Source organism: Achromobacter sp. NCFB-sbj8-Ac1-l (genome assembly GCF_052695805.1).
In genome coordinates, this window is sequence record NZ_CP199812.1 from 2,743,232 (window position 1) to 2,767,596 (window position 24,365).

Genomic DNA, 24,365 nt, shown 5'->3' on the forward strand with positions numbered 1-24,365 from the left:
ACCATGCCCATCGGTATCCTGCTCGTCGACGACCACACCCTGTTCCGTTCGGGAATGCGCCTGCTGTTGCAGCGCCAGCCCGATTTCGAGGTCGTGGCCGAGGCCGGCGACGGCGTCGAAGGCGTCAAGCGCGCCAAGGAATTGCAGCCCGACGTGGTGCTGCTGGACCTGAACATGCCCGGCCTGTCGGGCCTGGAAACGCTGCAGCTCCTGACGCAGGACGTGCCGTCCAGCGCGGTCATCATCCTGACCGTGTCCGAAGAAGCCGACGAGCTGGGCCAGGCGCTGCGCGATGGTGCCCGCGGCTACCTGCTCAAGAACATCGACGCCGACGTGCTGACGTCGGCCGTGCGCCGCGCGGCCGGCGGCGAACCGGTCATCGCCGAAAGCATGACGGCCAAGCTGGTGGAACAATTCCGCGGCCAGGCCAATCTGGCGGCCCAGGGGGCGGGCGGGCAGGCCGAGCGCCACCGCCTGACGGCACGCGAACGCCAGATCGTGCAGTGCCTGGCGCGCGGCGCCAGCAACAAGGTCATTGCGCGCGAGCTCGATGTCAGCGAAAGCACCGTCAAGATCCACGTGCAGAACGTGCTGAAAAAGCTCAACCTGACCAGCCGGGTGCAGGTGGCCGTGTACGCGGTCGAGCACGGCCTGCATGGCGACGACCCGGCCTGAGCCGGGGCCGACCATGGGCGGCTGAGCGCCGCCGCCGCCCGGCCCTTTGATCTGCGACAAGGCCTTGCCGCCGGCCGGCCCCTAGACTGGCCGGCATGCATACCCGAACCTCTCCGTTGGAACTCGTGGCGCCCGCCGGCAGCCTGGCCGCGCTGAAGGCGGCGATCGAGGCAGGCGCCGACACCGTCTACCTGGGCCTGAAGAACGCCACCAACGCCCGCAACTTCGCCGGGCTCAATTTCACCGAAAGCGATATCCGCGCCGGCGTCGCCCTGGCTCACGCCAAGGGGCGCCAGGTGCTGTTCGCCATCAATACCTTCGTGCAACCCGGCCGCGGCCACGAATGGCGCGAGGCGGTCGATGCCGCCCATGCGCTGGGCGCCGACGCCGTCATCATGGCCGACGCCGGCTTGCTGGGCTATGCCCGCGACCGCTATCCCGACCTGCGGCTGCATCTGTCGGTGCAGGGCTCGGCCACGCACGCCGACGCCATCGAACTGATGAAAGAGCAGTTCGGCATCCGCCGCGTGGTGCTGCCACGTGTCTTGACCCTGGCCGAGATCGCGCGCATCTGCGCCAACGTCAGTGTCGAGGTGGAAGTCTTCGGCTTCGGCAGCCTGTGCGTCATGGCCGAAGGGCGCTGCCTGCTGTCGTCTTATGCCACCGGCGATTCGCCCAACAACAAGGGCGTCTGTTCGCCGGCCGGCGCGGTTCGCTGGGTCGAGCAGGACGGCCGCCTGGATGCGCGCCTGAACGGCATCCTGATCGACCGCTATGAGCCCGGCGAGCCTGCCGCGTACCCGACGTTGTGCAAGGGCCGCTTCGAGGTCGACGGCCATGCCGACCACGCGCTGGAAGAACCCACCAGCCTGAACGCCATTGGTCTGTTGCCCAAGCTGGCCGAAATGGGCGTGTCGGCCGTGAAGATAGAAGGGCGCCAGCGCAGCCCCGCCTATGTCACGCAGGTGGTGTCCACGCTGCGCGCGGCGCTGGACAGCGCCCATGCCGATCCCAATCGCTATTCCCCACGCCCCGACTGGAACGCCATGCTGGCGCGCCATGCCGAGGGTTCCCAAGTCACGCAAGGCGCATTCGAACGTCCATGGAAATGAAACCCAAGGCTCTTCGCATTTCGGCGGGTCCGCTGCTGTATTACTGGCCGCGTGCGCGCACGCTGGAATTCTATGCGGCGCTGGCCGACAGCCCCGTCGACATCCTCTACGTGGGAGAAACCGTCTGTAGCCGACGCCACGAACTGCGCGCCGACGACTGGCTGGACCTTGCCCGCGACCTGCGCGCCGCCGGCAAGGACGTGGTGCTGTCGGCCCGCACGCTGATCGAAACCGGCGCCGAGGCGTCGGCGTTACGGCGCCTGTGCGAGCAGGATGACTTCATGGTGGAAGCCGGCGAGGTCGGCGCGTTGCGCCATCTGGGCGGGCGGCCGTTCGTGGCCGGCCCGCACATGAACGCGTACCACGGTGGCACGCTGGAATGGCTGGCCGCACGGGGCGCGGCGCGCTTCGTGGCGCCGCTGGAAATGCATGTGAACGCGCTGGCCCGGCTGCTGGCCGAGCGGCCGGCGGGCTTGCAGGCCGAAGTCATGGTGTGGGGCCGCATGGCGCTGGCGTTTTCGGCGCGTTGCTTCACCGCGCGCCACTTTCGCCTGAAGAAGGACGATTGCGGATTCCGCTGCATCGAGCATCCCGACGGCCTGGACATGCGCACCCGGGAATCGCGCGAATTCCTGGCGATCAACGGCATCCAGGTGCAGTCGGCCGCGTGCCTGGACCTATTGGACCAGGCGGCCTACCTGGCGGACCTGGGCGCACAGGTGCTGCGCGTCAGCCCGCAATCGAGCGGCACGTTGGAAGCCATCGCCGCGTTGGACGCCGTACGCCAAGGCCGGGCGCAGGACGAGGTTGCCCCGCCCGCCGGCATCGGCCGCTGCAACGGCTATTTCCATGGGCAATCGGGCATCGCCTGGCAGGAGCGCGCATGAGCCACACTGCCTTCACCTTGCCGTCCGTGGTGGCGCGTCTGGGCCGCCGCGTGCCGGCGCCGCTGGCCTCGCTGCATTGCGTGGCCGGGCTGGAATTGGCGCGGCGCCTGAAATGGCTGGCGCCGCCGCCGGAATTGGACGGCCGCAGTTTTGCCATCACGGTCGAAGACCTGGGCCTGCGCAGCAGTTTCGCGGTGCGCGGCGGCGCCTTCCGCCCGCGCTGGGAAGGGTCTGCCTGCGAGCTGGAGCTGGGGGCGCGTCTGGCCGACCTGCTGGCGCTGATGCGCGCCGAGACCGACGCCGATACGCTGTTCTTCCAGCGCCGGCTGCGCATTTCGGGCGATACCGAACTGGGGCTGATCGTGAAGAACTGGCTGGATGCCGCGCCGCGCCCCGCCTGGCTGCAACGCCTGGCGGCGGCGCGGTAGGCGGGCTCAGCCCCGCCGGCCTTCCATCGCCCGCGCCACGCGCGACAACGCCAGGCTGGCCGCGAAATACAGCAGCGCTACCGCAAGGTAGACCTCGACGTGATAGGGCCGCCAGTCGGTGCCCGCGACCACCGACTTGGCCGCGCCCAGCACGTCGAACACGCCGATGATGCTGACCAGCGACGTATCTTTGACGGCGCCGACGAACACGCCCAGCGCGGCGGGCGCGGCAATGCGGCGCGCCTGCGGCCAGATCACCGTCCAGTACGCCACGGCGGGGCGCATGCCCAGCGCGCGCGCCGCCATCATCTGACCCGCGGGAATGGCCTGCAAGGCGCCGCGCAGCACCTCGGCCAGCAGGCAGGCGGTGTGCAGCGTCAGCGCCGCCAGCGCCATGCTGAACTTGGACACGCCGCCGCCCAGGAGCAGCGGCAGCACGAAAGAGGCGAACAGCAATTGCGTCACCAGCGGCACGCCGCGCACGGCCTCGATCAGCGCCGCCGCCGCCAGCGAGCCGCCGCGGCTGCCCGAGCGGCGCAGCAGCGCCAGTCCGAACGCCAATGGCACCGCCGCCACCAGCGCCGAGATCGCCAGGATCAGCGTCACCAGCAGGCCGCCCCAGCGCAGCGGGCCGATGGCCGCGCCCCAGGGGCCTGCGGCCAGCGCGGCCACGGTCACGGCCAGCGCCAGCGCAATCAGCGCCAGGCGCACGCGCGCCGGCAGGCGGCCAGCGCCCAGCCCTACCGCCACGCCGGCCAGCAGCGCGGCGCAAGCTACCAGGGCCTGGGGCCGGTCCTCTGGCGCCATGGCGCCGAACAGCAGCAGCGGCACGTTGTCGGTCACGGCGGCCCAGCAGGCGCCGGCGGCCGCGGCGCACTCGGCCGGTGTGCCTTGCCACACCGCGCGCAGCACGGCCCAATCCAGTACAGCCCAGCCAGCGGCGGCCAGCAGCACGGCCACCACGGCCGATCCCAGCCAACGGCGCCAGGGGGCTGCACGGCGCGCGTCCCCGCCCATGAGCGGCAGGTCCGGCCGGTCACCCAGGCGGGCGCCGTGGCTGTCGCCGGGGCCGTGGCGCGCATGGCGCGCGTTCCAGGCGGACAGGGCGCCGCCCAGCGCCAGCGCCAGGCCCAGGTACACGGCGACCGCCAGGGCAATGCCTTCCAGCGCCAGCCCGGTCTGCGTGATGGCGGTGTTGATGACGGCCATCAGTTCCTGGTAGCCGATGGCAATCGCCAGCGTGCTGTTCTTGACCAGCGCCAGGCACTGGTTGGCGTACGGCGGCAGCGCAACGCGCGCGGCATAGGGCGCGATCACCCGGCGCAACACGCTGGCCGGCGTCAGGGCCATGGCCTGGCCGGCTTCCACCAGGCCGACCGGCACCGCGCGCACCGCGGCGCGCACGATGTCGGCGATGTACGCGGCATGGAAGACGATCAGGCCGATGGCCAGCGCCGCGAATTCGATGCTGGGCTGCCAGCCGCCTTGCAGGCCCAGGCCGCGCCTGACGGGCAGATCGATCGTCAAGGGGGGCAGCAGTGTCCAGGCCAGCAGGACCAGCGCCAGCGGCAGCAGCCACGTGGCGCCTTGGGCGAGCCGGCTTGAGCGGGATCCGATCCCGCGGCCCCACCGTCGATGCGCCAGCCAGCCGATCAGCAAAGCGCCCACCGCCGCCAGGGCATACGGCAGCCAACCGTGCAGGGCAGGCAGCGCCAGTCCCCGATTGGACAGCAGCACCGACGGCAGCGGCTGCCACGCCTGACGCGCATCCGGCAGGCGCAGCAGCAGGCCATACCAGACGAACAGTTGCAGCAGCACCGGCGTATTGCGCAGCGGCGCGATGATGGCCGCGGCGGTGCGCGCGGCCAGTGGCTGCGACGACAGGCGCAGCAGCCCCAGCCCGATCCCCAGCAGCGTCGCGATGGGGATGGCGACCCACGCCACCGTCAGCGTATTGACCAGCCCCGCGGCAATCGACATCCAGTACGGATCTTCAGGCGTGACCGGCAGCAGGCTTTCCGAAATGCGAAAGCCCGCCGGCTGGAACAGGAAGCCGAAGCCGCCACGGATGCCGCGCGCCGCCTGCACGGATTCGATGTGCAGGATCAGTACGGCGGCCATGCCTCCCAGCGCCAGGGTCCAGGCCAGGGCGGGCAGCCAGCGCCGCAGGGCGGGGCTCCCGGGCAGGGCAAGGGTGGCGATCATGTCATTGGAACGGCGGCGAATACAGCAGCCCGCCCTTGTTCCACTGCGCGTTCAGGCCGCGCTCCAGCTTGAGCGGCGTGGCCGCGCCCAGGTTGCGGTCCCACACTTCACCGTAGTTGCCGACCGCCTTGATGACGTGGCGGGCCCAGCCTTCGTCCAGGCCGAAGCTCTTGCCGATGCCCGGGTCCAGGCCCAGCAGGCGGCGCACCTGGGCATCGGTGCTCTGCGCCTGGCTGTCGACGTTTTTGGATGTGATGCCCAGTTCCTCGGCGGCCACCAGCGCGTTCACCGTCCAGCGCACGATCGCGGTCCAGTTCGGGTCGTCCTGGCGCACGAAGGGGCCCAGCGGCGACTTGTTGATGCGTTCGGGCAGGATGACGAAGTCGTCCGGATTGGCGGCGCGCGCGGCGCGGCTCGCGGCCAGCGTGGACGCATCCGACAGGTAGACGTCGCAGCGGCCGGCGTAGAAGGCCTGCTCCAGTTCCACCAGGTTCTCGATCACCACGGGGCGATAGGTGAGCTTGTTCTTCTTGAAGTAGTCGACCAGGTTCTGCTCGTTGACGGTGCCCGGCTGCACGCAGACCTGCGCGCCGTCCAGCTCGGTGGCGCTTTTCACGCCCAGCTTGCGCGGCACCAGGAAGCCCTGGCCGTCGTAGAACACGATGCCGGCGGACACGATGCCCAGCCCGGCGTCGCGGCCCGAGGTGATGGTGGTGTTGCGGTTCAGCACGTCGATCTCGCCGCCTTGCAGGGCGGGAAAGCGCTGCTGCGAACTGAGCGGCACGAAGCGGGTCTTTTCGGGATCGCCGAGCACGGCGGCAGCCAGCGCGCGGCACAGGTCGGCATCCAGGCCCGTCCAGCGGCCCTGCTTGTCGGCAATGGACAGGCCCGCCGAGCCCTGGCTCACGCCGCACACCAGTTCGCCGCGCTTCTTGATGGCGTCGACCGTGACGCCTGCCGTGGATGCGCCGGCATAAGCCAGCGCCGCCGCCACGCCGGCGGTCTTGAGTATAGAGATCAACCGCATGCCGTTCCCGTATTCGTTGTATGCAAGAAAGGCATGAATTCTAGGGTGGCGCACCCGTGCGGCGAGCGACTATATGGTCATATGGTTATGAGAACTTAGCCTTATCCAGATTCGCGTCATATACCTAGAATCCGTCCATACCAAGTTGCACGGACGAAGAAGGTCGCGCATGAGCTGGCAGGACGAATTCAGGCAGTTGTTTCCCATCACACGCGACAAGGCCTACGCCAACATCGCCTACACCAGCCCCTTGGCGCCCAAGGTGGCCGCTGCGGTGGCGGACTTCTTTGACGGCATCACGCATGCCCGCAGCGACAAGCCGCAATGGCTGCGCGACGCGGCAGCCTTGCGCCCGCGCCTGGCCCGCCTGATCGGCGGAGACGCGCGCCGCGTGGCCTTTATGAAGAACACCACCGAAGGCCTGAACACCGTGGCGCAAGGCCTGGCCTGGCAAGAGGGCGACAATCTCATCGTCGACGACCAGGAACATCCCACCAACGCCTTGCCGTGGCTCAACCTGCGCCGTCGCGGCGTGCAGGTGCGCGTGCCGCCGTCGCGCGCCGGCCGCTATACGGTGGATGACCTGTGGCAGCACGTCGACGCGCGCACGCGCCTGATCGCCGTGTCGTGGGTGCAGTACGGCACGGGCCTGCGCACCGATATCGCCGAACTGGGCCGACGCTGCGCCGAACGCGGCATCTGGCTGGTGGTCGACGGCATCCAGGGCGCGGGCCTGCTGCGCGCCCAGGTCGACGCCTGGGGCGTGGATGCTTTCGCCTGCGGCTCGCACAAGGGCTTGCTGGGGCCGTTGGGCGTGGGCTTCCTGCACGTGTCGCCGCGCTTGCTGGATGCGCTGGACCCGTTGTACATCGGCCCGTCCGAAGTGACCACGCTGGGCAAGGCCGGCCTGCAATGGCAGGTGGCCGTGTCGGACGCGGGCGATGCCCGCCGCCTGGAATCGGGCAACCTGAACTATCCCGGTATCGCCGGCCTGGCCGGCGCGCTGGATCTCATTGAATGGGCGCAGCCCGAACGCATCGAACCGTGGGTGATGGAACTGTCCACGGCATTGAGCGATGGTTTACGCGCACTGGGGCTGCAGGTAGTATCCCCAGCCGACGATGCCTTGCGCAGCACCACCACGGCCGTACGCGTGGCCGATCCGGCCGCCGCGCTGGCGCACCTGGCCCGCGAGGGTGTGGTGGCCAGCATTGTCGAGTATGGTTACCTGCGCCTGTCCGTCGGCGCCTACAACAATCACGGGGACATCGAACGCATCCTGCGCGCCGCGCGCGGGTTCGCCGCCTGATCCCCCCACCATTACGCATCTCAAGGAGAGACACATGACTGAAGCGAAAAAGCCCGATTGGCGGCTGGAAACCATTGCCGTGCACGGCGGCTACCGTCCCGACCCGACCACGCGCGCCGTGGCCGTGCCGATCTACCAGACCGTGGCCTACGCGTTCGACGACACGCAACACGGCGCGGACCTGTTCGACCTGAAGGTCGCGGGCAACATCTACACCCGCATCATGAACCCGACCACCGACGTGCTGGAACAGCGCGTGGCGGCCCTGGAAGGCGGCATCGCCGCGCTGGCGCTGGCCTCGGGCCAGGCCGCGGTCACCTACGCCATCCTGACCATCGCCGAAGCCGGCGACAACATCGTCTCGTCCAGCACGCTGTACGGCGGCACCTACAACCTGTTCGCGCACACGCTGCCGCAATACGGCATCACCACGCGCTTTGCCAACCCCAGCGACCTGGCCGCCTTCGAAGCGCAGATCGACGACCGCACCAAGGCCATCTTCGCCGAGTCCGTCGGCAACCCGCTGGGCAACATCACCGACATTGCCGCGCTGGCCGAACTGGCCCACCGCCATGGCCTGCCGCTGATCGTCGACAACACCGTGCCGTCGCCGTACCTGCTGCGCCCCATCGAACACGGCGCCGACATCGTGGTGCAGTCGCTGACCAAGTACCTGGGCGGCCACGGCACCAGCCTGGGCGGCGCCATCATCGATTCGGGCAAGTTCCCCTGGGCCGAGCACAAGGCCCGCTTCAAGCGCCTGAACGAACCCGACGTCAGCTACCACGGCGTGGTCTACACCGAAGCCTTCGGCCCGGCCGCCTACATCGGCCGCGCCCGCGTGGTGCCGCTGCGCAATACGGGTGCGGCGATCTCGCCGTTCAACTCGTTCCAGATCCTGCAAGGCATCGAAACGCTGGCGCTGCGCGTGGACCGCATCGTGGAAAATGCCGTCAAGGTGGCGCGCTACCTGCGCGAACACGCCAAGGTCGAATGGGTCAACTACGCCGGCCTGCCGGACCATCCCGACCACGCGCTGGTACAGAAGTACCTGGGCGGCAAGGCCCCGGGCCTGTTCACGTTCGGCGTGAAGGGCGGCCGCGAAGCCGGCGCGCGCTTCCAGGACGCGCTGCAACTGTTCACCCGCCTGGTCAACATCGGCGACGCCAAGTCGCTGGCGACGCACCCGGCGTCCACCACCCACCGCCAGTTGAACCCCGAAGAGCTGCAAAAGGCCGGCGTGCGCGAAGAAACCGTGCGCCTGTCCATCGGCATCGAGCACATCGACGACCTGCTGGCCGATCTGGACCAGGCCCTGGCCAAGGTGTGAACGGCATGACGATGATGCACCGCAGAACCCTGTTGAAGCTGGCCGCGGGCCTGCCCGCGCTGGCGGCGGCCCCGGCCATCGCGGCCCAGCCGCAAGCCGCTCGCGCCAAGACCTACGTGCTGGCGCACGGCTCGTGGCACGGCGGCTGGTGCTGGCGGCCGGTGGCCGACCGGCTGCAGGCCGCCGGCCACCGCGTCTATGCGCCCAGCTTCACCGGCATGGGCGACCGCGCGCACCTGCTGAACCCGACCATCACCATCGACACCTTCGTCGAAGACCTGGTGCAGGTGATCCAGTCCGAAGAACTGAATGACGTCATCCTGGTGGGCCACAGCTTTGGCGGCATTCCGATCTCGGGTGTCGCAGATCGCATCCCCGAGCGGCTGGCGCACCTGGTGTACTTCGACTCGATCGTGCTGCAAAGCGGCCAGAACGCGTTTTCCGTGTACCCCAAGGCGGATGCCGATGCCCGCATCGCCGCGGCGTCCAAGGCCACCAACGGCCTGGCCGTGCCGATTCCCGATCCGCTGCCCGCGGCCTGGGGCTTCAAGCCGGGCAGCGCCGACGAAGCCTGGGTCAAGCGGCGCCTGACCGCGCATCCGCTGGCCAGCTACACCACGCCGCTGACGCTCAAGCATCCCATCGGCAATGGCCGTCCGCGCACCTACATCCACTGCACCCAGCCTGAACTGCCGGTGCTCGAAGAATCGCGCAAGCGGGTCAAGTCGGAACCGGGCTGGAGCTGGGTCGACATCGCGGCGCCGCACGAAGCTCACATCACGCATCCGGCGCTGTTGGCGGATCTGCTGCTGGGGCTGTCTTGAGCCCTGGGCTTGAGCCGGATGCCGCAGCGGGGGGCGCACCGCCCGCTTTCACGCCCCGGTTTTAAGCCCTTTTCGCCACGCCGAGGGCGCCACGCCCTCGGTGCGCTGGAACACCCGGCTGAACGCCGCCTGCGAGCGGTAGCCGACCCGTTCCGCGGCATCCTGGATGCCCACGCCCTGCGACAGCAGGCGCCGCGCCACGCGCATGCGCAGCAATTGCAGCAACTGCGCGGGCGTGGTGCCGCTGTGCAGCGTGAAGCGGCGGTGAAACGTGGCCTTGGACATATGCACGTGGCGCGCCATGTCGTCCAGGGTCCAGTCGTCTTCCGGCCGCGCCAGGATGGCCTGGAGCAAGCCCGCCATGGCCGGGTCGCGCGCCAGCACGAACAGGCCATAGGCCTGGCGATCGTGGATGGCCAGGTGCCGCAGCATGAAGAAAATCAGCATGTCCGTCAGGCGTTCCAGCACCACGGCCGAGGCGCCGCCTTCGCGCGTGGTTTCACCCAGGATCAGGTCGAATACGCCGCGCGCGCCGGCATAGCGCGCATCGCCCGCGCGCAGCAAGAGGACATCGGGCAGGGTGTCGGCCAGCAGGTCGGCCAGGCCGGGACGAAACTGGAAAAAGCCGCAGGCCAGGCCCGTGCCGTCGGGCTGGGCCGGGGCCAGCGGCTGCATCGCGCGGCAGGTGGGGGCGCCCGGATCGGGCGGGTCCAGCGGCGTCAGCGTGTGCGGCACGTCGCGCAGGAAGAACACGCCGTCGCCCGCCGACAAGGTCAGGGGCGCCTGTTCGCCGCCCAGGTCGACGCGGCAGCGTCCGTGCAGGATCAGATGAAAGCTGGCGCGCGCACGGCCGCTGGTGCTGGCCGTCCAATTGCCGCAGTATTGGCCCAGGTGATACAAGCTGGATTGCACTTCCAGGCTGGACAGCAGCAGGGCATCGACGGCGGCTTGGTCGGTGTTGGGGGCGGCAGTAGATGGCATGGTTATATGGGCATTGCTGAAAGTCGATAAGATCGAGCATCAGCTTGCGATCCCCGTGCATTGTCGCGCTTTGCGGTGCGGCCGCACAATCGTGTTTTCATCGAACGTCTTCCAGGAGACTCTCATGGCCCGTTTGACCGTCCACACCGCGCAGAGCGCGCCCGAACCCACCCGCGCCGCGCTGGCCGCCGCCGAACAGGGCGCAGGCTACCTGTCCAACCTGCTGGGGGTGCTGGCCAACGCACCCGTGGCGCTCGAAGCCTACCAGACCCTGTCGCAAATCAACGCCCGCGCCGGGCTGACGCTGCAAGAACGCGAAGTGGTGCAACTGGTGGCTGGCACCCGCCACGGCTGCACCTTCTGCGTGGCCGGCCACACGGCGCTGGCACGCAACAAGGCCAGGCTGTCGCCCGAAGTGGTGGACGCGCTGCGCGCCCAGGGCGTGCTGCCCGATGCCCGCCTGCAAGCGCTGGCCGCCTTCACCGAAGCCGTCATCCAGACCCGCGGCCGCGTCAGCGACGAGGCCCTGCAAGCGCTGCGCGATGCCGGCTACACCGACGGCAACGCCCTGGAAGTCATCGTCGGCGTGGGCCTGGCCACGATCTGCAATTTCGGCAACAACCTGGCGCAGACGCCGCTGAACGAGCAACTGAGCGCCTACGCCTGGAGCGGCGACCGATGACCGCGCGCCAGCCTGACGTGCTGACGCCGGATCTCGTCGCCTGGCTGGACCAGCACGCCGGCGCGCTGGACGACGGCACGCAAGACCCGGCCAGCGTGCTGCCGCGCCTGGCGGCCGACGGCCTGTTCCGCCAGGGCGTGCCCGAGGCCCTGCGCGGCCTGCCGGGCACCGACATCGGCGATGCCATCGAAGCCGTTTCGCAGGTGGCCGAGCATTCCGTGGCCAGCGCCTTCGTCGCGTGGGGCCAGCGGGTCTTCATCGAATACCTGCTGCGCAGCCCCAATACGGCGCTGGCGCAGGCCTGGCTGGCGCCGTTGCTCGCGGGCGAGCAGGCCGGCGCCACCGCGCTGTCCAACGCCATGAAATTCCTGAGCGGCATCGAATCGCTGCAGATCAGCGCCCGCCAGGACGGCGGGCAGTGGCTGCTGGATGGCCGCATGCCCTGGGTCACCAACCTGCGCAAGCAGGGCTTCCTGGTGGCCGCCGCGGTGTCGGCGCCGGACGGCACGCCGGCCGTCGTGGCCTTGCCGCACGATATCGACGGCCTGGTGCGCAGCGCCGATCTCAATCTGCTGGCGCTGCAATCGAGCAATACCGCGGCGCTGGAGGTGCGCGGCGTGCGCATCGGCCCCGAATGGCTGATCCACCCGGACGCGCGGCAATACCTGCCGCAGGCGCGGCCGGCCTTTGCCGGCCTGCAATGCGGCCTGTCGATCGGCCTGGCCCGGCGCGCGCTGCGGGCGGCGCGGGACGTCGGGCAGGGCCAGGCCTCGCGCGGCATCCTGGGCGAACCGCTGCAAGCGCTGGCCGCGCAACTCGATGACCTGACCGCGCGCCTCATTGCCGGCGTGCGCAGCGAACGTTTCGTGGCCGAGCCCTGGCGCCTGTTCGAATTGCGCATCGGCCTGGCCGATGTCGCCAGCCAGGCGGTGCAACTCGAACTGCAGGCCAGCGGCGGCGCGGCCTACCTGAAACCCGCGGGCGACGGCTTCGCGCGGCGCTGGCGCGAGGCGGCCTTCCTGCCCATCGTCACGCCCAGCCTGGTGCAGCTGAAGACCGAGCTGGCCAAGCGCCAGGCGCGGTTGGCCGCCGAAGGCGCCCGACCCGCGGGCCAGGCAGCGGCGGACGCGGTATCCGGCCACGCCGCTTCCGAGGCCGCTCGATGACCACGCCGCCGCGCCCCGTGCTGCAAGCCAGCGGGCTGGCGCTGCGCTATGCCGGCGCGCCCGCCGATGTGTTCCAGGACGTGGACCTGGCCCTGGACCGTGGCGAAGTGGTGGCGGTACTGGGCGCCAGCGGCGCGGGCAAATCCAGCCTGCTGCGCGTGCTGGCGGGCCTGCAACCGGCCAGCAGGGGGGCATTGCTGATGGAAGGCGCGCCGCTGACCGGGGTGCATCCGCGCGTGGCCGTGGCCTTCCAGGATCCCAGCCTGCTGCCCTGGCTGTCGCTCGAACGCAACGTGGCCTTCGGCCTGGACTTCAAGCACCAGCCCGCGCTGACGGCCGCCGAACGCCGCCTGCGGGTCGACCAGGCCATCGACGAAGTCGGCCTGTCGCATGCCCGCCACCTGCGCCCGGCGCAACTGTCCGGCGGCATGGCCCAGCGCACCGCGCTGGCCCGCTGCCTGGCGCGCCAGCCCGCGGTGCTGCTGATGGACGAACCCTTCGGCGCGCTGGACGAAGTCACGCGCGGCGAGATGCAGGCCCTGTTGCGCAAGGTGGTGGCCGACTTCCACACCGCGGTGGTCCTGATCACCCACGATATCGACGAAGCGCTGCTGCTGGCCGACCGCATCGTGCTGCTGGGCGGCGCGCCCGGCCGCATCCTGGGCGTGTGGCCGGTGGACCTGCCGCAGCCGCGCGCCGACCTGTTGTCGGAAATGGGCGCATTGCGCCTGGAAATCCTGACCCGCCTGCGCGCCGCGCTGCGGGACGTACGCGGCCTGGGGCCGTTCAACACTGAAAGCGCCAAGGAGACTATTGATGTGCCTTGAACACATGTCGCGTCGCGACTGGTTGAAACTCTCGGCCCTGCTGACCGTGGGCGGCGCCGCGCCGCTCTTGTCGGCCTTCAACGCGCGGGCCCAGAGCGAGCCCGACGCGCCCGTGCGCATCGGCTACCTGCCCATCACCGACGCGGCGCCGCTGCTGGTGGCGCACAACAATGGTCTTTTCGACAAGGCCGGCGTCAAGGCTGAAAAGCCCACGCTGCTGCGCAGTTGGGCGCAGGTGATCGAAGCCTTCATTTCCGGCCAGGTGAACGTGGTGCACCTCTTGTCGCCCATGACGGTCTGGGCGCGCTTTGGCAGCCAGGTGCCGGCCAAGGTGGTGGCCTGGAACCACGTGGGCGGATCCGGCCTGACGGTGGCCCCGGCCATCAACAGCGTCAAGGAACTGGGCGGCAAGACCGTCGCGATTCCCTTCTGGTATTCCATTCACAACGTGATGCTGCAGTACCTGCTGCGCGAAAACGGCCTGACGCCCGTGTCGCGCAAGGACGCCGGCGTGGCGGCGGGCGAGGTCAACCTGGTGGTGATGGCACCGTCCGACATGCCGCCGGCGCTGGCGCAGAACCGCATCGCCGGCTACATCGTGGCCGAGCCCTTCAACGCCGTGGCCGAGACGCTGGGCGTGGGCAAGGTGCTGCGCTTTACGGGCGACATCTGGCGCAATCACGCCTGCTGCGTCGTCTTCATGCACGAGCGCGACCTGCAACAGCGTCCCGAGTGGTCGCAAAAGGTGGTGGACGCCATCGTCCAGGCCCAGCTCTGGATTCGCGACAACCGCGAAGAGACCGCCAGGCTGCTGTCCAAGGAAGGCATCAACCGCTACACGCCGCATGCCTTGCCGGCGCTGAGCAAGGTGCTGGCGCCGCCGCCGTCGGACCGCGAGCAATACCTGGCCAGCGGCGCCATCCGCCATGCCGACTGGGATGAGCGCCGCATCGACTTCCAGCCGTACCCGTTCCCCAGCTACACCGAAGAACTGGTGCGCCGCCTGCGCGACACGCTGATCGAGGCCGACCGCGGCTTCCTGGCCAACCTGGACCCGGCGCGCGCCGCGGCCGAGCTGGTCGACGACCGCTTCGTCAAGCGCGCCATCGAATCCGCGGGCGGTTTGCAGCGTTTCGGCTTCCCGGATTCGTACCGCCGGACCGAGACGGTGCAGGCGTGACGGCGGCTTCTGTCGCCCCGGCATCGCGCCGGCAGGGCCTGATTGCGCGGTGCGGCCTGGGCCTGGCCGGCCTGGCGGCGCTGCTGGCGCTGTGGTGGCTGGGTACTGACGTGCTGGCGCCGGCCGGCGGCATGGCGCGCCGCTTCGCACCGGGGCCCACCTTCGTCAGCCTGGGCGAACTCTTGATCGGGTCCGACCTGCCCATGCACGTGGCGGTCAGCCTGCGGCGCATCGCGGTGGGCCTGGGGCTGGCGCTGGCCATCGGCGTGCCGCTGGGCCTGGCCATCGGCAGCTACCGGCGGCTGGAGGCCGCCGTGTCGCCCGCCATGCAGTTCCTGCGCATGATCTCGCCCTTGTCGTGGATGCCGATAGCCGTGATGGTGTTCGGCGTGGGCGACGACCCGGTCTATTTCCTGCTGACCTTCGCGGCGGTCTGGCCCATCGTGCTCAACACCGCGGCCGGCGTGCAGCAACTGGACGCGCGCTGGCTGCAGCTGGCGCAAAGCGTGGCCGCTACGCGTTGGGAAACGTTGTGCCACGTGATCCTGCCGGGCGTGCTGGGCCATATCCTGACCGGCGTGCGGCTGGCCATCGGCATTCTGTGGATCGTGCTGGTGCCGTGCGAGATGCTGGGCGTGTCGGCCGGCATGGGCTACTTCATCCTGGATACGCGCGACCGCCTGGCCTATTCGGAACTCATGGCCATGGTGCTGCTGATCGGCGTGCTGGGCTTTTTGCTGGATGCGGCGGCGCGCGGGCTGTATCGGTATTGGCGAGGGTAGGGCGGGGCGTTGCCGCCCGGCATCGCGATGCACGGGCGCCTGGAGCGCCCGTTCCCTCTATTTGCGCGCGCTCTTGCCGCCCGCCGGGCAGACCACCTCGCGCAGCTTGCGCTGCACCGGGTCGCGCGCCACCGGCGCGTTGACGATGCCGGCCACGGGAATCGATTCCACCAGCCCGCCGTTGGCGTTGGGACCCGCATAGTGCTGGGTCTCGGTGACCGTATAGGTGTTGTTGCTGCAGTTCAGCGTCACGGGCTGCGTGACCGACCCATAGGGCTGGCCGTTGGCCTCCGAGACCCGCGGCTGGGCATAGAACCACGCCACCGTCACCCGCATCACGAGCGGCCGCTCGGACAGCGCGGCGATCGACTCGCTGTCGTAGAACACCCCCGGCATGGCCTGCGAGTCCACGGGCTGCCAGGTCGGGCCGCTGCCGAACCCGATACCCTCGACGCCGGGCGTGCGCGGCACGATGTTCACCGCGCAGGCATTGTCCGGAATCGGATCCCCCTGGCGCACCGTCACCGCCTTGCAGACGTCAGCCGGCTCGGCCGCCTGGGCCCAGGCCGGCCCGGCCAGCAATGCCAGGACCAGGGTGAGATGCGCATGCCGTGCTGTCATGGGGCGTTCCGTGTGAGACATCGATATCGTTAGCATCCCAGTATAGGGTGGCGCGCCAGGCCCGGCCGCCCGAAGGCCCGGCAGCCCCTTGGAGGCGGCAAGCGCGCGAAGCGCGTGCCGCGTGGGGGCCAACGACCCCGGGGCTCATCATCCCTGTATAGTCTCGATCCGTTGCAGACGTGTGGCGCGGCTGCGGTCTGGATTCGGGGAGATAAGGCCATCGCGATGAACATCAGGGTGCTGGCCGGCGCGGCCGCCATCGCCGTGACCGGGGTGCTGGCCTACGGCTTTTATCAACAAGTCCCGCCGGGCCCGCCGCTGGTCCGCAGCGAGGTCATCGGCGAGCTTGACGGTCCGCCCCTGGCCGGCTATTCCCGCACGCGTCTTTACCGCTTCGGCGCCCAGCAGTTCCTGACCGGCCAACTGATCGCCGGCCCCCGCGACGTCGAACCGCTGCGGCAAGCCCCCGTGCTGGACGCCTTGCTGCCCACGCATGCCGACAGCCCGCTGCGCAGCGCCGCTGCCGCCCGCGAGGTCCGCAACCTGGTCTATGGCGGCCGCGACAATGGCCGCTACGCGTTGCTGGGCTCCATCGGGGGCGACACCGGCGTCACCCTGGTCCCCGGCCCGCAAGGCCAGACGCTGTATCTGGTGGCTGGCCCCTCGCGCGATGCGCGCCTGGGCGCGCCGGGCGCCGTGTCCGAAACCCTGCGCACGGACGACCACGGCGCCAGCTGGCACTACGAACCCGATGTGGCGCTGGGCCCGCCGCAGCGCCACACCGCATTCCTGACCCCGGCCCGCGTCGTGGCCCTGCAAGACGGCCCCGACGGCGAACGCCTGCTGCATAGCGAAGACGGTGCGCGCACCTGGTGGGCCATTTCGCTGCGCGAACAGGTCTGGCCCGACGCGGCCCGCTACGACAAGGCCTTTCGCGAGCAGGCCGCCCGCACCGGCGACGACGACGACAGCCTGGCCTACGGGTGGTCGCTCTATCCGCTGGCGCCCGACCTGGCGGTTGGCTGGAGCTGGCGCGAACGCGTCGGCAAGGGGCGCCCCGAGCGCATCCAGACCCGTCGCTTCGAGGTCCGCTTCCAGGACGGCGCCTCGCCTGCCTTCCGCATCACGCCGGTGCCGCCGCCCGTGCCGGTGCAGGACCCGGACGCGCAGGTGCAATTGGGCCAGCCTGTGCTGGAGACGGCCGGCAACCGGGTCTACCGGCTGGACCCGACGGACAAGACCTGGCACGCCGTGGCCGCCACGCCCGCCGTGCGCGGCGAGCGCACCTGGATCGCCCAGGCCTGGTTCGCGCGCAACGGCTGGGTGGTCAAGACCTACGCCGACCATCTGTTTTCGTTCGGCGACTACACCCGCACCTATTTCTACACCGGCGACCAGGGCCGCACCTGGCGTCCGTTCCAGCTGTCGCCCGACCAGGAACGCGGCCTGCTGGGCCTGGACGCGGCGGGGCAGGGGCTGCTGGTGCATGCCGAGCAGGGCGGCAAGACCGTCATCCTGCGCTACGCGCTGGACGATGTGGGCCGCGCACCCTGAACGGGGCGATCCGGCAGCCCCAAACGGCTGAATCGCGAGACCCCCCTCGGCACGGCCGGGGCTTTGACGTGGCGCGCCGGCCTTATTCGGCCAGCACGTAATCCGGATAACGCTTGCAGATCTCGGCCACCTGGCTGAGCGTGCCCGACAGGTGTTCGCGCAGTGCTTGCTGCGCCCGGGGCGCGTCCTGCGCGGCAATGGCGTCCAGTACCCGCTGGTGGTCGTCCATGATGCGTTCGGCCTTGCCGGCTTCGGGCAGGTGCAGGCGCCGCAGGCGATCCAGGTGGCCGCTGTAGCGCTGCGCCATGTGCCACAGCCCGATCATGCCCGCGGCCTCGTGCATGTCGCGGTGAAACGCCTGGTCGGCGTCCATGAACTGCTGCGATTGGCCATTGGCGTGGCTGACGCGCTGGCGCTCGATGCTGGCCTGCAGGCGCTGGATCAGGAGCGGATCGGGCCGTTGCGCCAGGATGTAGGCGATTTCCAGTTCCAGCGAGCGGCGCAGGAAATGCGCCTGGCGGGCCGCCGCGATGTCGATGCGGCTGACCACGGTGGTGTGCTGCGGATAGATCTCGACCAGCGCTTCCTCGGCCAGCTTCATGAGGGCGTCGCGGATGGGCGTCTGGCTCAGGCCATAGGCCTCGGCCAGCGTCACGCGCGACAGCGGGGCGCCCGGCGCCAGCTCCAGCGAGACGATCTGTTCGCGTAGATGTTCGAAGACCTGCGGCGCGGCGTGTCGCGAGCGGTCCAGTCTGAGCTTTTGGCTGTGCATCAGGGCGAAATCAAGTAAAGGCGGGTGGAACGGGAGTGTAGCGGGTTTCTCCCTAGCTGACGCACTAATGTATTAGTGTTTAAATGGCTTGTCTACGATTCCGCCCCGTCCCTATTCCCCTTGCCCCCGCCTATGAAACGCACCTACGAAAGCCTGCGCAGCGCCGCCTGGATGGCCAAAGACGATCTGCGCTCGTTCGGCCACCGCTCCCGCATGATGCAGATGGGCTATGCCCCCGAAGACTGGGTCAACCGGCCCATCATCGCCATCATCAATACCTGGTCCGACCTCAACCCCTGCCACAGCCACTTCAAGCAGCGGGTCGAAGACGTCAAGCGCGGCGTGTTCCAGGCGGGCGGCTTTCCGGTGGAACTGCCGGCCATTTCGGTGTCGGAATCGTTCGTCAAGCCCACCACCATGCTCTATCGCAACATGCTGGCCATGGAAACCGAAGAGCTGCTGCGCAGCCATCCGGTCGACGGCGCCGTGCTCATGGGCGGCTGCGACAAGACCACCCCGGGCCTGCTCATGGGCGCCATCAGCGCCGGGCTGCCCTGTGTCTACGTGCCCGCCGGCCCGATGCTGCGCGGCAACTGGAAGGGCAAGATCCTGGGTTCCGGGTCGGACGCCTGGAAGCTCTGGGACGAGCGCCGCGCCGGCAAGATCACCCAGGAACAATGGACCGAAGTCGAAGGCGGCATCGCCCGCAGCTATGGCACCTGCATGACGATGGGCACGGCCAGCACCATGACCGCCATCGCCGAAGCCATCGGCATGACCCTGCCGGGCGCCTCGTCCATTCCTGCGGCCGACGTCGGCCACATGCGCATGTCGGCCGAATGCGGCCGCCGCGTGGTCGACATGGTCTGGGAAGACCTGACCCCGCAGCGCATCCTGACGCTGGCCTCGTTCAAGAACGCCATCAACGTGGCCATGGCCATGGGCTGCTCCACCAATGCCATCGTGCATCTGGTGGCCATGTCGCGCCGCGCCGGCCACCCCGTGGGGCTGGACGACTTCGACGCCGCCAGCCGCAAGGTGCCCGTCATCGCCAACATCCGGCCCAGCGGCGACAAATACCTGATGGAAGACTTCTACTACGCCGGCGGCCTGCCAGCGCTGATGTCGCGCCTTCAAGACCACCTGGACCCGTCCGCACTGACCGTCACCGGCAAGACGCTGGGCGAGAACATCGCCGGCGCCGAGGTCTACAACGACGACGTCATCCGCAAGCTGGACACCGCCATCTACGACGAAGGCGCGCTGGCCGTGCTGCGCGGCAATATCGCGCCCGACGGCTGCGTCATCAAGCCCAGCGCCTGCGCGCCGCAATACCTGCAGCACACCGGCCCCGCGCTGGTGTTCGACGACTACCCCAGCATGAAGGCCGCGGTCGACGACGAGAACCTGGACGTCACCGCCGACCACATCATGATCCTGCGCAATGCCGGGCCGCAGGGCGGGCCGGGCATGCCCGAATGGGGCATGCTGCCCATCCCCACCAAGCTGGTGAAGCAGGGCGTGCGCGACATGCTGCGCCTGTCCGATGCCCGCATGAGCGGCACCAGCTACGGCGCCTGCATCCTGCACGCTGCGCCCGAAGCCTATATCGGCGGCCCGCTGGCGCTGGTCAAGACGGGCGACCTCATCACCGTCGACGTACCGGCCCGCAGCATCCACCTGAACATCAGCGACGAAGAACTGGCCGCGCGCCGCGCCGCCTGGACACCGCCGCCCAAGCGCTACGAGCGCGGCTATGGCTGGATGTACTCGCAACACATCCTGCAGGCCAACGAAGGCTGCGATTTCGACTTCCTGGAAACCAGCTTCGGCGCGCCCGTGCCCGAACCCGAAATCTTCTGAACCTGCTTACGCATCCGATCCCTGGAGCTTCCGACTTGTCCGACATGAATCCCGAAACCCGTGCCCGGCTGGCTGGCATCAGCACCGCCACGCTGTGCACCGCCTTGTTCAAGCGCGGCCTGCGCAACCAGTTCATCCAGGACGTGCGTCCGCTGAACGCCACGCTGCCCAACATGGTCGGCCCCGCGTTCACGCTGCGCTACATCCCCGCCCGCGAAGACCTGAACACCATCAAGGTGTTCGAAGACCGCGCTCATCCCCAGCGCGTCGCGGTCGAGACCTGCCCGCCGGGCGCCGTGCTGGTCATGGACAGCCGCAAGGACCCGCGTGCGGCCTCGGCCGGCTCCATCCTGGTCACCCGCCTGATGAAGCGCGGCGTGGCCGGCGTGGTCACCGACGGCGGCTTTCGCGATTCCCCTGAAATCGCCGAGCTGGGCTTTCCCGCTTATCACAACCGCCCGTCGGCGCCGACCAACCTGACCCTGCACCAGGCGCTGGACATCAACGCGCCCATCGGCTGCGGCGACGTGGCCGTGTTCCCCGGCGACATCGTGGTGGGCGACCGCGAGGGCGTGGTCATCATTCCGGCGCACCTGGCCGACGAGATCGCCGTGGAAGCGGTGGAAATGACCGCCTTCGAAGACTTCGTCACCCGCCAGGTGCAGGACGGCGCGTCCATCCTGGGCCTGTACCCGCCCACCGACCCCGGCACCAAGGACAGATTCGCCGCCTGGCGCCAGCAGCACGGCCGCTGAGGCACCACGCCGCATACGCCGCCTGGCATCCCCGACAAGGCCGTCGAGCCTTGGCCGGGCGGCAGAGAAAACGGGCCATGTACACGCCGGCAATCCCGCCGGCGGGCATGCCTGATGACATAGACAAGGCAGGAGACAAACCATGAACACGCAACGTCGCAGCGCGCTGGCCGCGCTGCTGGCAGGACCGCTGCTGGGCGCGCTGGCGCTGCCGGCCTTCGCCGCCGAATGGCCCGCGCAGAAGCCGATCTCGTATGTGGTGCCGTTCACCGTGGGCGGGTCCACCGACGTGGTCGGCCGCGTGCTGGCCCAGAAGCTGGGCGATCGGCTGCACCAGAACGTCATCGTCGAAAACAAGCCCGGCGCGGCTGGCGGCATCGGCGCCACGTACGTGGCCAAGGCCGCGCCCGACGGCTACACGCTGTTCGGCGGCACCATCAGCACCCACGCCATCAACGCCAGCCTGTACAAGAACCTGAAGTACGACCCGGTCAAGGACTTCGAGCCCGTCTCGCTGATCGCCTACCTGCCCAACGTGTTGCTGGTGGACCCCAACCTGGGCGTCAATTCCGTGGCCGACCTGATCGCGCTGCTCAAGCGCGACCCGTCCAAGCGCACCTTCGCCTCGTCCGGCGCCGGCACGTCCACCCACCTGGCCGGCGAGCTGTTTTCCAGCATGATCGGCGTGCCGCTCACGCACGTGCCCTACAAGGGCACGCCGCCCGCCATGGTCGATGTGTCCTCGGGCGCGGTCACCTTCATGTTCGACCAGATGACCGCCGCGCTGCCGCTGTTGCAGACCGGCAAGCTCAAGCTGCTGGCCGTCACCACCAAAGACCGCATCTCGCTCGCGCCCGACGTGCCCACCATGCAGGAAGCGGGCGTGCCCGGCTTCCAGATGGCCTCGTGGCAGGCCGTGTACGCGCCCAAGGGCACGCCCAAGCCCATCCTGGACAAGCTCGCCGTCGAGATCGCCGTCATCCTGAAAGAACCCGACGTGCAGGAAAAACTGGGCAAGACCATGGGCATGGAACTGGTCGGCAGCACCCCCGACGAACTGCGCGCCCTGATGGCCACCGAGATTCCGCGCTGGGCGGAAGTGGTGAAGAAGTCGGGCGCGACGGTGGAGTAGAAGAGGGGGGCTGAATCGCCTGAGCGTTGTAGCCGTCGACGAAGCAGACCGATTCACCGATGACGGCGGTTCAGGCCACACGTAATCTGGTGACCAGGTGATGTTGGCATCGCATTCAGGACGGTCACAGCATGGTCAGCAAGGCGTCTACAGCGGCGGGTAAGCTCGCCGCCATTCCCCCCGGTTATGCCGATATCCACGACGGTATCGTGGTGCTGCTGGACACTGCGCGCCAGGCGGCGGCGCGCAGTGTCAATGCCGTCATGACCACCAGCTACTGGGAAATCGGCCGCCGCATTGTCGAGGCCGAGCAACAAGGTAGGCGGCGCGCGGGTTACGGAGACCAATTGATGGTGCGCTTGTCAGCCGATCTGACGGCCCGGTTTGGCCGGGGGTTCAGTCCGGACAATCTGGAGAACATGCGGCGTTTTTTTCTGGCTTATCCCCGTACGGCAATTTCCGAGACACCGTCTCGGAATTCTGCCTCGGCCGATTTGGCCCCGGCTTTTACGCTACCTTGGTCGGCCTATGTCCGGCTACTGGCGGTCCAGGATGCCCACGCGCGCCAATTCTACGAAGCAGAAGCCCTCCGCGGAGGCTGGAGCGTACGCCAGCTCGATCGGCAGATCGGCAGCCAGTTCTACGAGCGGACGGCGTTGTCGAAAGACAAATCCAGCATGCTCGCCAAGGGCGCCATGCCCAAGCCCGAAGATGCGGTCACGCCAGGCGACGCCATCAAAGATCCCTACGTACTCGAATTCCTGGATCTCAAGGACGAATATTCAGAATCCGACCTGGAAGAAGCCCTGATCCTGCGTCTGCAGGACTTCCTGCTCGAACTGGGCGAAGGGTTCACCTTCGTCGGGCGGCAACGCCGCCTGCGTATCGATCAGACCTGGTATCGGGTGGATTTGCTCTTTTTTCACCGCGCATTGCGCTGTCTTGTCATCGTCGACCTGAAGCTGGGCAGCCTGACGCATGCCGATGTGGGGCAGATGCATATGTACTGCAACTATGCCAAGGCGCACTGGGCGTACGCGGACGAGAATCCGCCGGTGGGCTTGATTCTCTGCGCCGACAAGGGGCAGGCCCTGGCGCGCTATGCCCTGGATGGCCTGCCGACCCAAGTCATGGCGGCCAACTACCGCACCGTGTTGCCAGATGCCGAATTGCTCCAGAAAGAACTGAATGCGGCGCGGCGTCTGCTTGAATCTTCTGGCTTGAATGCGTAAAGGAATCTTCAACCCCGGCCTTGAGCCGGGGCGCTATCCGGCACGCCTTCAAGGCTTCAGATTCAACTTCGGCACCAGCGCATTGAACGCCTGCTCCTGCCGGGCCACGTCCGCGGCAAACTGCGGTTGGTCAGCGTATGACGGCGTCAGGTTCTGCTTGCGCATCAAGGCCTGGAAGTCCTTCGATTGCGCCACCTGGCGGGCAGCGGCGCGCCATTTCTCGGCGACGTCGGCGGGCGCCGCCTTCGGCAGGCCGATGCCGCGCCACACACTGAACTGCAGGTCGGCGCCGCGTTCCTTCATGGTCGGCACGTCGGGCAGGGTGTCCAGCCGCTTGGGCGCCATGACCGCCAGCGTGCGCAGCTTGCCGGTGTCCACGTGCTGCTGCAGTTCGGCGTAGGCCACTGTCGTGGCCTGCACGTCGCCCGACAGCAGGCCCATGATGGCCGGGGCCGAGCCCTGGTAGGGCACATGCACGAACTTCACGCCGGTCTGTTCGCCCAGTGCCGCCGCGGCCATGTGCGGCACCGTGCCGATGCCGGCATTCGATACCGCCACGCGCTCGGGGTTCTTCTTGGCGTATTCCAGGAATTCCTCCACCGTTTTCCACGGCGCATCGGCGCGCACGGTCACCGACGACGGATCGTCGGTGAATCGGGCGATCGGCTGGAAATCCTTGACCGTGGTCTTGCCGATGCCCATCAGCGGCACCACCAGCATTTCGGGCGTCATCAGCACCAGCTTGTAGCCGTCGGGCTGCGCGTTGGCGACATACGCCCAGCCGATCGAGCCGCTGGCGCCGGGCTTGTTGATCACCACCGTGGGCTGCGCCAGAAGAGGCGGGCGCACGGCCTCGGCGATGGCGCGGGCGGTGTTGTCGCTGCCGCCACCGGGTTGGTAGGCCACCACCAGCTCCATCGAGCGGGTCGGGTAGTCGGCGGCGGCCACGGGGGCCAAGGCGGACAGGCAGGTCAGGGCGCTGAGGGCCAGCGCGGGCAGGCGTAGGGGTGTCATGGCGGTT

Annotated in this window: 23 protein-coding genes; 17 read left to right on the forward strand and 6 right to left on the reverse strand. The window is 68.8% G+C overall.

The annotated features are described in order from the left end of the window. Positions 1-3: 3 nt before the first annotated feature. The 4 genes from ACUDP5_RS12630 to ubiT all read left to right on the forward strand — a co-directional run bounded on the left by ACUDP5_RS12630 (position 4) and on the right by ubiT (position 3,102). Complete coding sequence (locus tag ACUDP5_RS12630; RefSeq protein WP_445658902.1) at positions 4-675, forward strand: response regulator; 672 nt, start codon at positions 4-6, stop codon at positions 673-675. Positions 676-770: 95 nt separating this feature from the next. Further along, on the forward strand, positions 771-1,787 hold the full coding sequence (ubiU, locus tag ACUDP5_RS12635) for a ubiquinone anaerobic biosynthesis protein UbiU (RefSeq protein ID WP_263912645.1): 1,017 nt from the start codon (positions 771-773) through the stop codon (positions 1,785-1,787). Beyond that, positions 1,778-2,674, forward strand: a complete 897-nt coding sequence (locus tag ACUDP5_RS12640) for a U32 family peptidase (protein ID WP_445658903.1) — start codon at positions 1,778-1,780, stop codon at positions 2,672-2,674. The genes ubiU and ACUDP5_RS12640 overlap by 10 nt, the downstream gene beginning before the upstream one ends. Next, the gene (ubiT, locus tag ACUDP5_RS12645) at positions 2,671-3,102 is read left to right on the forward strand and encodes a ubiquinone anaerobic biosynthesis accessory factor UbiT (RefSeq protein ID WP_445658904.1); all 432 of its coding nucleotides are present in this window, start codon (positions 2,671-2,673) and stop codon (positions 3,100-3,102) included. The genes ACUDP5_RS12640 and ubiT overlap by 4 nt, the downstream gene beginning before the upstream one ends. A 6-nt stretch (positions 3,103-3,108) precedes the next feature. Here ubiT and ACUDP5_RS12650 read toward each other — a convergent pair whose 3' ends face one another. Together ACUDP5_RS12650 and ACUDP5_RS12655 are read right to left on the reverse strand one after the other, a co-directional pair. Then, positions 3,109-5,307, reverse strand: coding sequence for an ABC transporter permease subunit (locus ACUDP5_RS12650; protein ID WP_445658905.1), 2,199 nt, complete (start codon positions 5,305-5,307; stop codon positions 3,109-3,111). 1 nt (position 5,308) lies between these two features. Then, positions 5,309-6,334 (reverse strand): amino acid ABC transporter substrate-binding protein, encoded by a 1,026-nt coding sequence (locus tag ACUDP5_RS12655; protein WP_263912648.1) that lies wholly within the window; start codon positions 6,332-6,334, stop codon positions 5,309-5,311. A 169-nt stretch (positions 6,335-6,503) separates the two neighbouring features. On the opposite strand from ACUDP5_RS12655, the gene ACUDP5_RS12660 reads away from it, so the two are divergent. The 3 genes from ACUDP5_RS12660 to ACUDP5_RS12670 are packed head-to-tail and all read left to right on the forward strand — an operon-like array spanning position 6,504 to position 9,797. Next, complete coding sequence (locus ACUDP5_RS12660; protein WP_263912649.1) at positions 6,504-7,643, forward strand: aminotransferase class V-fold PLP-dependent enzyme; 1,140 nt, start codon at positions 6,504-6,506, stop codon at positions 7,641-7,643. Positions 7,644-7,677: 34 nt separating this feature from the next. Beyond that, positions 7,678-8,973 (forward strand): O-acetylhomoserine aminocarboxypropyltransferase/cysteine synthase family protein, encoded by a 1,296-nt coding sequence (locus ACUDP5_RS12665; RefSeq protein WP_175193575.1) that lies wholly within the window; start codon positions 7,678-7,680, stop codon positions 8,971-8,973. A gap of 5 nt (positions 8,974-8,978) precedes the next feature. Then, complete coding sequence (locus tag ACUDP5_RS12670; RefSeq protein ID WP_445658906.1) at positions 8,979-9,797, forward strand: alpha/beta fold hydrolase; 819 nt, start codon at positions 8,979-8,981, stop codon at positions 9,795-9,797. A gap of 48 nt (positions 9,798-9,845) precedes the next feature. Here the strand turns inward: ACUDP5_RS12670 and ACUDP5_RS12675 are convergent, their stop codons facing one another. Then, positions 9,846-10,778: an AraC family transcriptional regulator gene (locus ACUDP5_RS12675; RefSeq protein ID WP_445658907.1), complete on the reverse strand. Its 933-nt coding sequence runs from the start codon at positions 10,776-10,778 to the stop codon at positions 9,846-9,848. Between the two features lie 124 nt (positions 10,779-10,902). Between ACUDP5_RS12675 and ACUDP5_RS12680 the strand changes: the two genes are divergently transcribed. From ACUDP5_RS12680 to ACUDP5_RS12700, 5 genes are read left to right on the forward strand one after another with little or no spacing between them, the layout of a single operon-like run. Continuing rightward, a complete protein-coding gene (locus ACUDP5_RS12680) occupies positions 10,903-11,460 on the forward strand; it encodes a carboxymuconolactone decarboxylase family protein (protein WP_263912652.1) in 558 nt (185 codons plus the stop codon). Then, positions 11,457-12,626 carry an acyl-CoA dehydrogenase gene (locus ACUDP5_RS12685; RefSeq protein WP_445658908.1) on the forward strand — a complete coding sequence of 390 codons (1,170 nt, stop codon included), beginning with the start codon at positions 11,457-11,459 and terminating at the stop codon, positions 12,624-12,626. Before ACUDP5_RS12680 ends, ACUDP5_RS12685 begins: the two co-directional genes overlap by 4 nt. Beyond that, complete coding sequence (locus tag ACUDP5_RS12690) at positions 12,623-13,453, forward strand: ABC transporter ATP-binding protein (protein WP_263912654.1); 831 nt, start codon at positions 12,623-12,625, stop codon at positions 13,451-13,453. Before ACUDP5_RS12685 ends, ACUDP5_RS12690 begins: the two co-directional genes overlap by 4 nt. Continuing rightward, entirely contained in the window at positions 13,443-14,633 is a 1,191-nt protein-coding gene (locus ACUDP5_RS12695; protein WP_445658909.1) for an ABC transporter substrate-binding protein, read from the forward strand. The genes ACUDP5_RS12690 and ACUDP5_RS12695 overlap by 11 nt, the downstream gene beginning before the upstream one ends. After that, positions 14,630-15,415 (forward strand): ABC transporter permease, encoded by a 786-nt coding sequence (locus ACUDP5_RS12700; protein ID WP_263912656.1) that lies wholly within the window; start codon positions 14,630-14,632, stop codon positions 15,413-15,415. Before ACUDP5_RS12695 ends, ACUDP5_RS12700 begins: the two co-directional genes overlap by 4 nt. A gap of 57 nt (positions 15,416-15,472) precedes the next feature. Here the strand turns inward: ACUDP5_RS12700 and ACUDP5_RS12705 are convergent, their stop codons facing one another. Beyond that, positions 15,473-16,036: a surface-adhesin E family protein gene (locus ACUDP5_RS12705; protein ID WP_445658910.1), complete on the reverse strand. Its 564-nt coding sequence runs from the start codon at positions 16,034-16,036 to the stop codon at positions 15,473-15,475. 225 nt (positions 16,037-16,261) lie between these two features. Between ACUDP5_RS12705 and ACUDP5_RS12710 the strand changes: the two genes are divergently transcribed. Beyond that, on the forward strand, positions 16,262-17,590 hold the full coding sequence (locus ACUDP5_RS12710) for a hypothetical protein (protein WP_445658911.1): 1,329 nt from the start codon (positions 16,262-16,264) through the stop codon (positions 17,588-17,590). Positions 17,591-17,672: 82 nt separating this feature from the next. Here the strand turns inward: ACUDP5_RS12710 and ACUDP5_RS12715 are convergent, their stop codons facing one another. Next, complete coding sequence (locus ACUDP5_RS12715; protein WP_263912659.1) at positions 17,673-18,362, reverse strand: GntR family transcriptional regulator; 690 nt, start codon at positions 18,360-18,362, stop codon at positions 17,673-17,675. Positions 18,363-18,494: 132 nt separating this feature from the next. Between ACUDP5_RS12715 and araD the strand changes: the two genes are divergently transcribed. The 4 genes from araD to ACUDP5_RS12735 all read left to right on the forward strand — a co-directional run bounded on the left by araD (position 18,495) and on the right by ACUDP5_RS12735 (position 23,344). Continuing rightward, a complete protein-coding gene (gene araD, locus ACUDP5_RS12720) occupies positions 18,495-20,225 on the forward strand; it encodes an L-arabinonate dehydratase (RefSeq protein WP_025138523.1) in 1,731 nt (576 codons plus the stop codon). A gap of 44 nt (positions 20,226-20,269) precedes the next feature. Beyond that, entirely contained in the window at positions 20,270-20,980 is a 711-nt protein-coding gene (locus tag ACUDP5_RS12725; RefSeq protein ID WP_263912711.1) for a ribonuclease activity regulator RraA, read from the forward strand. Between the two features lie 142 nt (positions 20,981-21,122). Next, on the forward strand, positions 21,123-22,112 hold the full coding sequence (locus ACUDP5_RS12730; RefSeq protein ID WP_445658912.1) for a Bug family tripartite tricarboxylate transporter substrate binding protein: 990 nt from the start codon (positions 21,123-21,125) through the stop codon (positions 22,110-22,112). Positions 22,113-22,243: 131 nt separating this feature from the next. Continuing rightward, positions 22,244-23,344 carry a PDDEXK nuclease domain-containing protein gene (locus ACUDP5_RS12735; protein ID WP_445658913.1) on the forward strand — a complete coding sequence of 367 codons (1,101 nt, stop codon included), beginning with the start codon at positions 22,244-22,246 and terminating at the stop codon, positions 23,342-23,344. Positions 23,345-23,392: 48 nt separating this feature from the next. Here the strand turns inward: ACUDP5_RS12735 and ACUDP5_RS12740 are convergent, their stop codons facing one another. Continuing rightward, on the reverse strand, positions 23,393-24,358 hold the full coding sequence (locus ACUDP5_RS12740; RefSeq protein ID WP_263912662.1) for a tripartite tricarboxylate transporter substrate binding protein: 966 nt from the start codon (positions 24,356-24,358) through the stop codon (positions 23,393-23,395). Positions 24,359-24,365: the final 7 nt, after the last annotated feature.

Excerpts from the sequence above, each read along its gene's own strand:
- ACUDP5_RS12715 (WP_263912659.1), bottom strand. The coding sequence starts at position 18,362 with ATGCACAGCCAAAAGCTCAGACTGGACCGCTCGCGACACGCCGCGCCG.
- ACUDP5_RS12660 (WP_263912649.1), top strand. The coding sequence starts at position 6,504 with ATGAGCTGGCAGGACGAATTCAGGCAGTTGTTTCCCATCACACGCGAC.
- ACUDP5_RS12680 (WP_263912652.1), top strand. The coding sequence starts at position 10,903 with ATGGCCCGTTTGACCGTCCACACCGCGCAGAGCGCGCCCGAACCCACC.
- ACUDP5_RS12665 (WP_175193575.1), top strand. The coding sequence starts at position 7,678 with ATGACTGAAGCGAAAAAGCCCGATTGGCGGCTGGAAACCATTGCCGTG.
- araD (WP_025138523.1), top strand. The coding sequence starts at position 18,495 with ATGAAACGCACCTACGAAAGCCTGCGCAGCGCCGCCTGGATGGCCAAA.
- ACUDP5_RS12630 (WP_445658902.1), top strand. The coding sequence starts at position 4 with ATGCCCATCGGTATCCTGCTCGTCGACGACCACACCCTGTTCCGTTCG.
- ACUDP5_RS12740 (WP_263912662.1), bottom strand. The coding sequence starts at position 24,358 with ATGACACCCCTACGCCTGCCCGCGCTGGCCCTCAGCGCCCTGACCTGC.
- ubiU (WP_263912645.1), top strand. The coding sequence starts at position 771 with ATGCATACCCGAACCTCTCCGTTGGAACTCGTGGCGCCCGCCGGCAGC.
- ACUDP5_RS12640 (WP_445658903.1), top strand. The coding sequence starts at position 1,778 with ATGGAAATGAAACCCAAGGCTCTTCGCATTTCGGCGGGTCCGCTGCTG.
- ACUDP5_RS12735 (WP_445658913.1), top strand. The coding sequence starts at position 22,244 with ATGGTCAGCAAGGCGTCTACAGCGGCGGGTAAGCTCGCCGCCATTCCC.
- ACUDP5_RS12650 (WP_445658905.1), bottom strand. The coding sequence starts at position 5,307 with ATGATCGCCACCCTTGCCCTGCCCGGGAGCCCCGCCCTGCGGCGCTGG.
- ACUDP5_RS12725 (WP_263912711.1), top strand. The coding sequence starts at position 20,270 with ATGAATCCCGAAACCCGTGCCCGGCTGGCTGGCATCAGCACCGCCACG.
- ACUDP5_RS12690 (WP_263912654.1), top strand. The coding sequence starts at position 12,623 with ATGACCACGCCGCCGCGCCCCGTGCTGCAAGCCAGCGGGCTGGCGCTG.
- ACUDP5_RS12730 (WP_445658912.1), top strand. The coding sequence starts at position 21,123 with ATGAACACGCAACGTCGCAGCGCGCTGGCCGCGCTGCTGGCAGGACCG.
- ACUDP5_RS12705 (WP_445658910.1), bottom strand. The coding sequence starts at position 16,036 with ATGACAGCACGGCATGCGCATCTCACCCTGGTCCTGGCATTGCTGGCC.
- ACUDP5_RS12670 (WP_445658906.1), top strand. The coding sequence starts at position 8,979 with ATGACGATGATGCACCGCAGAACCCTGTTGAAGCTGGCCGCGGGCCTG.
- ACUDP5_RS12675 (WP_445658907.1), bottom strand. The coding sequence starts at position 10,778 with ATGCCATCTACTGCCGCCCCCAACACCGACCAAGCCGCCGTCGATGCC.
- ubiT (WP_445658904.1), top strand. The coding sequence starts at position 2,671 with ATGAGCCACACTGCCTTCACCTTGCCGTCCGTGGTGGCGCGTCTGGGC.
- ACUDP5_RS12655 (WP_263912648.1), bottom strand. The coding sequence starts at position 6,334 with ATGCGGTTGATCTCTATACTCAAGACCGCCGGCGTGGCGGCGGCGCTG.
- ACUDP5_RS12695 (WP_445658909.1), top strand. The coding sequence starts at position 13,443 with ATGTGCCTTGAACACATGTCGCGTCGCGACTGGTTGAAACTCTCGGCC.
- ACUDP5_RS12710 (WP_445658911.1), top strand. The coding sequence starts at position 16,262 with ATGAACATCAGGGTGCTGGCCGGCGCGGCCGCCATCGCCGTGACCGGG.
- ACUDP5_RS12685 (WP_445658908.1), top strand. The coding sequence starts at position 11,457 with ATGACCGCGCGCCAGCCTGACGTGCTGACGCCGGATCTCGTCGCCTGG.